Source organism: Streptomyces mesophilus, from assembly GCF_011044995.1.
Taxonomy (GTDB): domain Bacteria; phylum Actinomycetota; class Actinomycetes; order Streptomycetales; family Streptomycetaceae; genus Streptomyces; species Streptomyces mesophilus.
The window spans coordinates 1-11,552 of the sequence record NZ_JAAKZW010000247.1; the positions used below are offsets into that span (position 1 = coordinate 1).

Annotated in this window: 8 protein-coding genes and 1 pseudogene; 3 read left to right on the top strand and 6 right to left on the bottom strand. The window is 70.0% G+C overall.

What is annotated here, in order from left to right; translation table 11 throughout:
- Window positions 1-1,152 (top strand): annotated as a pseudogene (locus G6045_RS34695) (AfsR family transcriptional regulator); the annotation flags it as partial.
- A gap of 18 nt (window positions 1,153-1,170) precedes the next feature.
- On the opposite strand, the gene G6045_RS34700 reads toward G6045_RS34695, so the two are convergent.
- The 6 genes from G6045_RS34700 to G6045_RS34725 all read right to left on the bottom strand — a co-directional run bounded on the left by G6045_RS34700 (window position 1,171) and on the right by G6045_RS34725 (window position 9,587).
- Entirely contained in the window at window positions 1,171-2,049 is an 879-nt protein-coding gene (locus G6045_RS34700) for a siderophore-interacting protein (RefSeq protein WP_235968509.1), read from the bottom strand.
- 143 nt (window positions 2,050-2,192) lie between these two features.
- Window positions 2,193-3,206 carry a TerC/Alx family metal homeostasis membrane protein gene (locus tag G6045_RS34705; RefSeq protein WP_165336183.1) on the bottom strand — a complete coding sequence of 338 codons (1,014 nt, stop codon included), beginning with the start codon at window positions 3,204-3,206 and terminating at the stop codon, window positions 2,193-2,195.
- Window positions 3,207-3,510: 304 nt separating this feature from the next.
- Complete coding sequence (locus tag G6045_RS34710) at window positions 3,511-5,523, bottom strand: TerD family protein (protein WP_165336184.1); 2,013 nt, start codon at window positions 5,521-5,523, stop codon at window positions 3,511-3,513.
- A gap of 142 nt (window positions 5,524-5,665) precedes the next feature.
- The gene (locus G6045_RS34715; RefSeq protein ID WP_165336185.1) at window positions 5,666-6,244 is read right to left on the bottom strand and encodes a TerD family protein; all 579 of its coding nucleotides are present in this window, start codon (window positions 6,242-6,244) and stop codon (window positions 5,666-5,668) included.
- A 263-nt stretch (window positions 6,245-6,507) separates the two neighbouring features.
- A complete protein-coding gene (gene uvrB, locus G6045_RS34720; protein WP_165336186.1) occupies window positions 6,508-8,667 on the bottom strand; it encodes an excinuclease ABC subunit UvrB in 2,160 nt (719 codons plus the stop codon).
- An 83-nt stretch (window positions 8,668-8,750) separates the two neighbouring features.
- Entirely contained in the window at window positions 8,751-9,587 is an 837-nt protein-coding gene (locus G6045_RS34725) for an MHYT domain-containing protein (RefSeq protein WP_165336187.1), read from the bottom strand.
- Window positions 9,588-9,867: 280 nt separating this feature from the next.
- On the opposite strand from G6045_RS34725, the gene G6045_RS34730 reads away from it, so the two are divergent.
- Window positions 9,868-10,797, top strand: coding sequence for a glycerophosphodiester phosphodiesterase family protein (locus G6045_RS34730; protein ID WP_165336188.1), 930 nt, complete (start codon window positions 9,868-9,870; stop codon window positions 10,795-10,797).
- A 147-nt stretch (window positions 10,798-10,944) separates the two neighbouring features.
- Window positions 10,945-11,520, top strand: a complete 576-nt coding sequence (locus G6045_RS34735; protein ID WP_328708008.1) for a methylated-DNA--[protein]-cysteine S-methyltransferase — start codon at window positions 10,945-10,947, stop codon at window positions 11,518-11,520.
- Window positions 11,521-11,552: the final 32 nt, after the last annotated feature.

Sequence of the window (11,552 nt, forward strand, 5' to 3'; positions counted from 1 at the left end):
GCGGGGGCCAGGGCGGAGGCCGGCGAGGAAGCGTGGACGGAGGCCGGCAGGGGGACAGGACCCGCGCCCAACTCCCCCGGCCAACTGGCGTACCTGCGCCGGATCGTGGCCGCGTACCGCAGCGGACTGCCGCAGGTCTGCCGGCAGCCCGGCTCGATGTGGTACTTCGCGCGCATGATGACCGGGGACTTCTCCGGGCTCGAGGAGACCATGGACACCGTGGTCCGCGACTGCTGGGAGCTCGGGCCCGAGTGGCGCGAGGGCCACCACTGGGAACTGGGCTACACGCTGCTCATGCGGGCGAAGTTCGTGCATGACCGGCCGGCCGCTTTGGAGCAGGCGACGCAGGACACAAACCGGGCGCTGCGCCACTTCGAGCGGACCGGTGACCCCTGGGGCATCGCCGAGTCGCTGTCCGCGCGCGGTGAGGCGTATCTGCGGCGCGGGCTGTTCGAGCGGGCCGCGGAGGATTTCGCGCGGGCCGTCGACGGGGCGACGAGGGCGGGAGCGCACCGCCAAGTGCCGGTGTTCAAGGCACGGTTGGCGGATGTGCGGCTGCGCACGACCGAGGACCCGGGAGCGCGGGCCGCCGCCGAGCGGATGCTGCTCGAAGCCGTCGAGGAGTCGGCGCGCCACGGGGACGAGCCGCTCGGCACGGCCCGGCTGCTGCTCGCCCGCCACTACGGCAGCACGGGCCGCCTGGCCGAGGCGCGCGACCAGCTCGCGGAGGTCGAACGTGCGCTGCCGCCGGGCATGCCGCTGCTCTTCCATGGCACGGTCGCCGGGGTGCGCGGCTGGCTCGACTGCCTCGAAGGGCGGTACGCCGCGGCGCAGGGCCATCTGCGGGAAGCGGTACGGGGGATGGCGAGCGTGGCGTATCTGGTGGCGCCGCAGCTGGTCGTGGACCAGTTCCTCGCCGCCGCCTGGGCGAAGGCGCGGCTCGGCGAGGGCGAGGACGGTGCGCGGCTGCTCGGCACGTACGACCGCCAGGCGCTGAGCGGCGGGATGGGCTTCCGCCCGTTCCCGGACCAGGCCGCGATGCGGCGGCACGCGGAGACGGAACTGCGGGCCGTGCTTGCCCCGGCGGCGTATGAGCGTGCGTACGCGCAGGGCGGGGAGCTGTCAGTGGAGGAGGCGGCGGGGCTGGTGTGAGGCGGCAATCCGGGCTCGCTACTCCCCCGCCTCCGCCTGAGCCAGCAGCTCCCGCGCGTCCGCGAGGTCCGCCTCCGTGGGCGCGTCGTCCTGGGTCAGCCGCAGCCGCCAATGGCCGGAGAAGTGGACCGACTTCCTGTCGACCCCGCGGTCGTCCACGAGGTGGCGGCGCAGCGACCGGACGGCGCCCGCCTCACCGCCCAGCCACGCGTACACCGAACCCTCCGGGAACGCGGCCGCCCGCACGGTCTCGACCAGCACCTCACCGGGAGCGACCGCGCCGGCCCCGTCCCGCTCCAGCCAGTGCACCGTCACCTCGCCCCGCGTCGTGAACTCCTGCCGGTCCCGGCTGTCCGCCACCTCGATGTACGCCACCGCCCGTGCCCCCTGCGGCAGCGCCTCGAGCACCGTGGCGATGGCGGGCAGCGCCGTCTCGTCCCCGGCGAGCAGCATCCAGTCCGTGGTGCACAGCGGCACGGGCTTGGCGAACTGCGCCGACGGTCCGAACATCGCGAGCCGCTGCCCCGGCTCGGCCCGCCGCGCCCACGCGGTCGCCGGCCCCTCGGAACCGTCCCCGTGCAGGACGAAGTCGACGGTGACCGTGCGGCGCTCGGGATCGTGCCGGCGGATCGTGTAGCTGCGCATCCATGGGCGCACCTCTTCGGACAGCGCGTTGAACGCTCCGTACCAGCTCATGAAGTCGCCTTCGGCCGCGGGCATAACGGGCGCGCCCTGTCCCGGCCTGGGGAAGTAGAGCTTGACCTGCTGGTCGGGTCCGGTCAGCCGGAGCCCCGCCAGGTCCTCGCCGCCGAAGGTGACCCGCGCGAGGCGGGGCGTGGGGCGCCGCACCTCGACGACCTGGAGTGAACGGACCGGGAGCGTCATGTCGTACGTCATGAGGACGAGGCTCCCGGCAAGCACCTACAGGCCGTCGACAAGTCGGCGATACGAGGGCCCGGAAACGCGAGGAGGCCGGAAACGTGGCAGCCCGCCCGCACCGGAGTGCGGACGGGCTGTCCAGGGGAGCTGACGGAGCTCGATCAGGCCTCGATGTCGGCCTTCTCGTCGGGCTCCGTGGTCGCCTTCTTGGCCTCAGCCTCCGCCTCGGCCGCGGCGATCTTCTTCGAGGCGATCAGGCTGGTGATCGTCGTGACGATCAGCACGGCGCAGATGACGCCCAGCGAGACCGGGATCGAGATCTCCGGGACGTGCAGTCCGTTCTCGTGCAGTGCGTGCAGCACCAGCTTGACGCCGATGAAGCCGAGGATGATCGACAGACCGTACGAGAGGTGGACCAGCTTCTTGAGCAGGCCGCCGATGAGGAAGTACAGCTGGCGCAGACCCATCAGGGCGAAGGCGTTCGCCGTGAAGACGATGTACGGGTCCTGGGTCAGGCCGAAGATCGCCGGGATCGAATCCATCGCGAAGAGGATGTCGGTCATGCCGATCGCCAGCATGACGACCAGCAGCGGCGTCATGACCTTCTTGCCGTGCTGGACCACGAAGAGCTTGGTGCCGTGGTACCTGTCCGCGACGCCGAACTTCTTCTCGATCGACTTGAGGATCTTGTTCTCCTCCCAGTCGTCTTCCTCCTCGTCGGCCCGCGCCTCCTGGATGAGCTTCCAGGCGGTGTAGATCAGGAACGCACCGAAGATGTAGAAGACCCAGGAGAAGCTGGCGATGATCGCGGCACCGGCGGCGATGAAGATCGCACGCAGGACCAGGGCGACGAGCACACCGATGAGCAGGACGCGCTGCTGCAGATGGGTCGGCACCGAGAACTTCGCCATGATCAGGATGAAGACGAAGAGGTTGTCGACGCTGAGCGACTTCTCGGTGATGTAGCCCGCGAAGAACTCGCCCGCCGCCTGGCTGTTGCCCCAGATCAGCAGGCCGACACCGAACAGCGCGGCCAGCACGATCCAGACGACCGTCCAGATTCCGGCTTCCTTGATCGACACGTCATGAGGCTTGCGCCCGATGAAGAAGTCGACGGCGATAAGGGCACTGAGGCCCACGATCGTGAGGACCCACAGGGTCAGGGAAACATCCACTGCGCCTCCGGCAGTACGTAACGGCACAAATCCAGCGTCGTCGCTGCCGGAGGTCTCTTCCACCCGAGAACTTTCACCTCTCGGTCGGGCCGACGTCCCGGAACCCCTGTGGGTTCGTACTGACGGAATCGTCGCAGTCGGGAGTACTCCCCTCCGCACGCAGAACACTACAGGGAAACCCAAGAAAAGGTAAAGGGTGAGGTAAAGCACACCCCAAGTCCGCAGGTCAAGGGCCTAAAAGAGAGGGAGCAATGGCAAAGGGCTCCCCAAAGCGGGGAGCCCTTCGACGGCGGTGCGGCTGCTGTCAGCGGCCCCACTCGCGCCGCGCCTGCGCCACCTGCGCGAGCACCTGCCGCAGCACCGTGCTGCCGGGCGGTACGAGGGCGGGCTGATACGTCCAGGCGTGGCCGATCCACGGATCGGCGAGGTGATCGTCGGGCACCGGGGTCAGGCGCAGCAGGGAGCGCCACAGCGGATCGAGGATCGGCCCGTACGCGGAGGCGTCCTCACGGTCGGCCACCAGCATCAGATGAACGCCGACGGCCGGGCCCTCGTCCGCGAGGTAGCGCAGCTGGGTCACAGCACGGTCGTCGAAGCCGTGCGGGAAATCGTTGACGATGAGGAGCTGCTCGCCGGTGTCGAGGTCCGGCGGCAGGGCGTCGGTGGCTCCGCCGCGGATCGCCATCTGCACCAGCTCGACGCGCTTGGTCAGGCGGGCGAGGACCTCGGTGACGCCGGGGGCCCCGTGGCCCGGCGGATGCGCGAGCACTCCTGCCTGCAGCAGCGGGGCGAGCGAGCCGGCCGCGCCGCCGCCCGCGTCGATGACGTGCACGGAGAAGTCACCGGCCGGGTAGGCCGCGAGCAGCCTGGCCGCGAGCGCGACCGCCGTCTCCAGGGCGAGCCGGTGCAGCTCGGCGCTGTCGTGGAACGTGACGCTGCCGGACGACGAGCGGCCGCTGTCGATCCACAGACCGCGCTCCAGGGGCAGCCGCATAAGGAGCGGAATCCGCACGTCCGCGCTCTCGGGCAGATGCAGATCGCCCAGGCGCAGCGCCATGGGGACCTCCATCGGCACGCGGTACGCATGCCACACCGGGTTGTCCCAGGCGGCGAAGGCGTGCGGCAGAGCCGGCTCGACCACCTCGGCCTCGGCCTTGAGCTGGGCCAGATCCCGGTCGAGCACCTCACGGGCCTGGTCGACGAGCTGGGCCTGCTTGGCGCGGGCGGCCTCACGTGCGGCATCGCCCGTACCGCCGATCCGGCTGCGCGGATCGGACAGGACCTTGTCCAGCTCCTGCTCCATCCGGGACTCCGCGAAGTCCACGGCGCTGCGGTACGCGGCCGTGGTGCGGGCCAGGTCCTCGAACATGCCCCAGACCTGGTTGTAGAGCCGCTCCTCCATCGACCAGCCGGTCGCGTCCCCGGCCACGGGCTGCGCGGGCTGCCCCGGCTGGGCGGGCGGCGCCGTCGGCGGCGGGGACGGGGGTGCGGCCGCTGCCGGGCGGCGGCTGGGGTGCGCGTAGTTGACGCCGTCGGAGTTGGGCGTCTGGGTGGGTCCGCTTGCGGTGGGCGGCTGCGCGGGTCCACCTGTGGTGGGTGACTGTGCAGGGGCGGGTGCACCGGTGGTGGGCGGCTGAGGAGCGGCGGCGCCGTGCTCACCGGCCGTCGCGCCGCTGTGTTCCCCCGCCGAACCGGCGGCGGCCGCCGTGTGCCGTACGCGATCGCCCTCGGCCGTACGCGGCGGAGGCGCCGCCACCGAACGGGCCATCCCGCGCGCCACCGCGTCGAGGATTTGCGAGGCGATCTCACGCGACTGGTCGAGGCCCTGGTCGGCGAGCATCTCGGCGAGCCCGCCCGCATAGCCCTGGCCGACGGCGCGGACCTTCCAGACCCCGTTCCTGCGGTACAACTCCAGGGCCACGACGGCCGATTCGGGGTCGAGATCGGTGATCGTGTAGCTCGCGACCTCGGTGCCGTCGAGTCCGGTGACCGCCACGAAGGGGGCCGCGACCGCGCCGAAGCGGACCGGGCCGCCGACGCCCACGGGCAGCGCGAGCAGCACGTTCACCCGCTCCACCGCGTCCGGCAGGGCCTCCAGGTCGACGGCCAGGCGATGATCCGCCGCGGCCTGCTGCGAGACCTCGAGCCCGGGCAGCTGCGGCGATCCGGGGTGGGCGATCCACTCGGCGCCGCGCACCTTGCCCTGCGCGTCGCTCAGCGTGACGCCCGCCACGATCGGCTTGCCTGCGGATACCCGGATCTCCAGACGGGTTTGAGGCAGCGGGGTGTTCTGACCCCGTACCAGCTCGACCGCCATGGTGTTGGTCCCCCTCGTCGCTGCGTTCGGGCGCGGCGGTGTGCCGGCTCGCTTGCCTATTGCGTACGTGCCTTGGAGCGCGGACGCGGACGGCCCCCGGTGGCCGCAGGGGCGCCCGGGAGCCGTGTACCGCGAACTGCCCTCAGAGGTGCGGCAGGATCGCCGGCATCAGGTCCTGGAACGTACGGCCGTTGGCCGGCGTGCCGATCGCCGTCATCGTCCAGCCGGTGCCATTGCGGTGCACCTTCGCCATGATCTGAGCGGTGTACTGGCCGCCGCCGTCCAGCGTGTAGCGCGCCATCTCCTGGCCGTTGGTCTCGTCGACCAGCCGGCAGAAGGCGTTCTGCACCTCCTGGAAGGTCTGGCCGGTGAACGAGTTGACCGTGAACACGATCTGGTCGATGTGCACCGGAACGCGTGCGAGGTCGACGAGCACCGACTCGTCGTCGCCGCCCTGACCGGCGCCGCCGACCAGGTTGTCACCGGTGTGCCGCACCGAGCCGTCGTCGCTGACGAGGTGGCGGAAGAACACCACGTCGACCGGCTGCTTGTCCGCGAAGAGCACCGCCGAGGCGTCCAGGTCGATCTCCCGCGTACGCGAGCCGAACAGGCCGCGGCGCGGAGCCGCCTGCCAGCCGAGGCCCATGCGCACCGCGGTCAGCGTGCCCCCGTCGCTCTTCTGCAGGCTGATGGCCTGACCCTTGGTCATGTTGACCGTCACGCGATGTCCCCTCTCATCCCCAACTTCATCCCCGCCTGCCGCCTGTGCGTGCGGTTGCCCTGAACCCTACGCAGTGGATCTGACAAGCCCACCCCCGGGCCCGGGGTTTGTGTCGGTCTTGCAACACTCGCGGCGCCTGAAAAGGGACTTCGGACGCCGCAAGGGACTTCACGTGCCAATCGGGCCGCGCTCGAGCCGGCCCGGCGGCCCGGCCTCAAGTCGCCCCGACCTCCCGGTCCCAAGTCGGCCCGGCCGCCCGGCGGTCAGGCCAGCCCCGCCTCACGCATCTGACGCAGCTCCTTCTTCATCTCCGAGACCTCGTCACGCAGCCGTGCCGCGATCTCGAACTGCAGATCCGCGGCCGCCGCGCGCATCCGCTCGGTCATCTCCTCGATCTGCCCGGCGAGTTCGGCCGCGGGACGGTCGGTGGGCGTGCCCGGCGCGGCCTTCTTCGCCTTGCCCTTGGCCTGTGCGCCCGCCTTCGCCCCGCCCAGCGAGGGCACCGGGGCCTTGGCGCCCTTGCCGTCCTTACCGCCCTTGCGGTAGCCGCTGCCGAGCAGCTGCTCGGTGTCGACCTCTTCGCGGGCGATGGTCGCGACGATGTCGTTGATCTTCTTGCGGAGCGGCTGCGGATCGATGCCGCGCTCCGTGTTGTACGCGATCTGCTTCGCGCGGCGGCGGTTGGTCTCGTCGATGGCCTTCTCCATCGCCGGCGTGATCTTGTCCGCGTACATATGGACCTGGCCGGAGACGTTACGAGCCGCACGGCCGATGGTCTGGATCAGGGAGGTCCCCGAGCGCAGGAAGCCCTCCTTGTCCGCGTCGAGGATCGCGACCAGGGAGACCTCGGGCAGGTCGAGGCCCTCGCGGAGCAGGTTGATGCCCACGAGCACGTCGTACTCACCGGCCCGCAGCTCCCTGAGGAGCTCGACGCGGCGCAGGGTGTCGACGTCGCTGTGGAGATAGCGGACCTGGATGCCGAGCTCCAGGAAGTAGTCGGTGAGGTCCTCGGCCATCTTCTTGGTGAGCGTGGTGACCAGGACGCGCTCGTCCTTCTCGGTGCGCTGCCTGATCTCGTGCACCAGGTCGTCGATCTGCCCCTCGGTGGGCTTGACCACGACCTCCGGGTCGATCAGGCCGGTGGGGCGGATGATCTGCTCCACGAAGCCGTCGCCGCGCGACAGTTCGTACTTCCCCGGCGTCGCCGACAGATAGACGGTCTGCCCGATGCGCTTTTGGAACTCCTCCCACTTCAGCGGCCGGTTGTCGAGCGCGGACGGCAGCCGGAAGCCGTGGTCGACGAGGGTCCGCTTACGGGAGGCGTCGCCTTCGTACATGGCACCGATCTGCGGCACGGTGACATGCGATTCGTCGAGGACGAGCAGGAAGTCGTCGGGGAAGTAGTCGAGCAGGGTGTGCGGCGGGGTGCCGGGCGCGCGGCCGTCGAAGTGCATCGAGTAGTTCTCGACGCCCGAGCAGGAGCCGATCTGGCGGAGCATCTCCAGGTCGTACGTGGTGCGCATGCGCAGCCGCTGGGCCTCGAGCATCTTGCCCTGCTTCTCGAGCTCGGCGAGGCGCTCTCCCAGCTCCTTCTCGATGTCGTTGGCGGCGCGCTCCAAGCGCTCCGGGCCCGCCACATAGTGCGTGGCCGGGAAGACATGGAGCTCCTGGTCGTCGCTGATGATCTCGCCGGTGAGCGGGTGCAGCGTGGACAGCGCCTCGATCTCGTCGCCGAACATCTCGATCCGTACGGCCAGTTCCTCGTAGACCGGGAAGATCTCGATGGTGTCGCCGCGCACCCGGAACGTGCCGCGGGTGAAGGCCAGGTCATTGCGCGTGTACTGGATGTCGACGAAACGGCGCAGGAGCTGGTCGCGGTCGATCTCCTCGCCGACCTCGAGGTGCACCATGCGGTCGACGTACTCCTGCGGCGTACCGAGACCGTAGATACAGGAGACCGAGGCGACCACGACGACGTCGCGGCGGGTGAGCAGCGAGTTGGTCGCGGAGTGCCGCAGGCGCTCCACCTCCTCGTTGATCGAGGAGTCCTTCTCGATGTAGGTGTCCGACTGCGGGACGTACGCCTCGGGCTGGTAGTAGTCGTAGTACGACACGAAGTACTCGACCGCATTGTTCGGCAGCAGCTCGCGGAACTCGTTGGCGAGCTGGGCCGCGAGCGTCTTGTTCGGCGCCATGACCAGGGTCGGGCGCTGGAGCTTCTCGATCATCCACGCCGTCGTGGCCGACTTTCCCGTACCCGTCGCGCCGAGCAGGACGACATCCTTCTCGCCCGCGCGGACACGGCGCTCAAGATCGGCGATGGCCGCCGGCTGGTCGCCGCTGGGCTGGTACGGGCTGATGACCTCGAAAGGCCGCTCGCTCCGCTGGATGTTCTGGATGGTGGTCTCGGTCTCGGGCCGCATGCAACCACCGTACGACCCACCACTGACAACGGGGCCGGATCGCGGTCAGCGCTGCCCTTCCGGCCCCTGCGAAGATCCCTTCGTCACCAGTCCTGGCGGTACTGCGAGCTCCTGCGCGAGGCGCCCACGCTCCGCTGCGCGGCGGCCGGCACGCCCTTGCCGGCCCGGTCGGCGGGCTGCCAGTCCGGCTTCCCCATGATCATCAGCGGATCGAACATCACGACCACGCCGGCGAGCAGCAGGAAGGCGAGCGGGCCGACCATCATGGGCGCGAGCAGTTCGGCGGGCGAGTCACCGGCGACCGCGCCGGACGATCCGTGCAGATGGACGCTGAGCGCCGCCATGCCCGTGTAGTGCATCCCGCTCACGGCGAGCCCCATGATCAGGCTGGCGCCCAGGCTCCACAGGAAGCCACGGACCTGTGCCGCGCACCAGAGAGCGGCGGTCGCGGCGACGACCGCGATGACGACGGAGGCGGCGACCGTGACGGTGTCGTACTCCAGAGCGCCGCGCAGACGCATGGCGGCCATGCCGAGGTAGTGCATCGAGGCGACGCCGAGGCCGGTGATCGTGCCGCCCGTGAACAGAGCCATGACCGTGGGTCCTCGATAGCCCACGATGAAGACCCCGATGCCGACCATGACGATCGCGACACCGAGGCTGGCGAAAGTGAGAGACGCGTCGTAACTGACGGGTGCTTCCTTGACGGTGAAGCCCATCATCGCGATGAAGTGCATGGTCCAGATGCCGGAGCCGATGGCCGCGGCGCCGAGCGCCAGCCAGCCGGGGCGCCAGGAGTTGCCCACAACGAGCGATCGCGCGGTGCAGCGCAGCCCGAGGGCTCCGCCCACGCAGGCCATCACATATGCGGCGATCGGGGTGACCAACCCGTAACTGAATCCGTCGACGGTGCCCTGCATGGTGGGATGACCCCTTCGCCCCTTTTGAAATGCCCCAGGGGCGCCCCCGCACCCCACCGCACCGCCGGACAGATGGCCGGTGCTGAGCAGAGATTAAGGCTCCAAGCGGAACGTACGAGCGATTCTCCGGCAAAAACTCATCGGCTTCGCCAACGGCGGACAACCCTATGTTCCGTCTTGAGTGGCTCTGTTCAACTTCTGGCCAACCTGCACCTGTCCTCCGTTGCCGCCCAGCTGCCACGCTCGGTCGGTCTTTGATCGCACGACGTGAGGAGTTCTGGTGCACGCACGCACTGCAGCAGCCACGGCCGCCGCTCTCATAAGTGTCGGAGTCCTCGTCCTGCCCGCCTCCGCCGCTCCGGCCCACTCCCCCGCGACGGCGACCGCTACGGCGAAGACGACGGGGTCGGGGTCGGCGAACGCCGCGAAGAGCGACGCCCTCGTCATCGTGGCCCATCGCGGAGCCTCGGCGTACGCCCCCGAGAACACCCTGGCCGCCATCGACAAGGCGCGTGAACTCGGCTTCACCTGGGTCGAGAACGACGTCCAGCGCACCAAGGACGGCGAGCTCGTGATCATGCACGACGACTCGCTGGCGCGCACCACGAACGTGGAGCAGGTCTTCCCTGACCGTGCGCCGTGGAAGGTCGCGGACTTCACCGCGGCGGAGATCGCCGAGCTGGACGCGGGCAGTTGGTTCGACGCCAAGTTCAAGGGCGCCCGGGTGCCGACGCTCACGCAGTACATGAACCGCGTGGAGCGCAACCACCAGAAGCTGGTCCTCGAGATCAAGAAGCCCGAGCTCTACCCGGGGATCGAGCGCGACACGCTGCGTGTCCTGCGCAAGACGGGCTGGCTCGACCGGAACCACGTCAAGCACAAGCTGGTGATCCAGAGCTTCGGCGCGGACTCCGTGAAGTCGGTGCACGCCCAACGCCCGGACATCAAGACCGGGTTCCTGGGCACGCCCGCGGTGGCCGATCTGCCCGCGTATGCGAAGTTCGCGGACCAGATCAACTCCAACCACGGGACGATCACGGCTGACTACGTTTCGGCCATTCACGCTCAGCGCGGTCCGCACGGCAGGCCGTTGGAGATCCTCACCTGGACCGTCGACGACGCGGCGAACGCCCGGCGTGCGGCCGGCTTCGGGGTGAACGGGATCATCACCAACCGGCCGGACGTCGTCCGGGACGCCGTCGCCGACTGAGTCCTGAAGTCGCGCCGACTGCCGTCGTCGGTCGAGTCCTGAAGCCGTACAGGCCGCCGTCGTCGGCTGAGTCCTGAAGTCGTACGAGCCGCCGCCGTCGGCTCAGCCCGGGCGGCGTTGTCAGTGCCCCGCCGTACCGTGGTCCGCGTGAACATCGAAGGGCAGAACACGCAGACCGCGGGCGGCGGGCAGGCCGCCGTCGAGTGGGCCGTCGTCGACAGCGACATCGGACCGCTGCTGCTCGCGGCGACGGCGGACGGGTTGGTCAACGTGGTCTTCCATGCGCACCCGCGGGTGCGCGACAAGGCGGTGGCCTCGCTCGCCGCCCGGTTCGGCGGCGCGGTGGCCGAGGCGCCGGACTCGCCGCGCCTGGCCGAGCCCATACGTCAGCTGCGCGCGTACTTCGCCGGGGAGCTGCGCGCGTTCAGCCTCGACCTGGACTGGACGCTGATCGGCGGCTTCAACCGCCAGGTGCTGCGCGAGCTGAACGACGGGGTGCCGTACGGGGCCGTCGTCGGTTACGGGGATCTGGCCCACCGGGTCGGACAGCCGGGCGCCGCCCAGGCGGTGGGCATGGCCATGGGCGCCAATCCGCTGCCCGTGGTGGTGCCCTGCCACCGGGTCGTGGAAAGCGACGGCGGGCTCGGGGGGTTCGGCGGGGGCCTGGAGACCAAGCGGAAGCTGCTCGCCCTGGAAGGGGTGCTGCCGGAGCCGCTGTTCTGAGTCGGGCGGACGGGGGCGTTCCGGGGTCGGTC

Excerpts from the sequence above, each read along its gene's own strand:
- G6045_RS34710 (WP_165336184.1), bottom strand. The coding sequence starts at position 5,523 with ATGGCGGTCGAGCTGGTACGGGGTCAGAACACCCCGCTGCCTCAAACC.
- G6045_RS34725 (WP_165336187.1), bottom strand. The coding sequence starts at position 9,587 with ATGCAGGGCACCGTCGACGGATTCAGTTACGGGTTGGTCACCCCGATC.
- uvrB (WP_165336186.1), bottom strand. The coding sequence starts at position 8,667 with ATGCGGCCCGAGACCGAGACCACCATCCAGAACATCCAGCGGAGCGAG.
- G6045_RS34700 (WP_235968509.1), bottom strand. The coding sequence starts at position 2,049 with ATGACGTACGACATGACGCTCCCGGTCCGTTCACTCCAGGTCGTCGAG.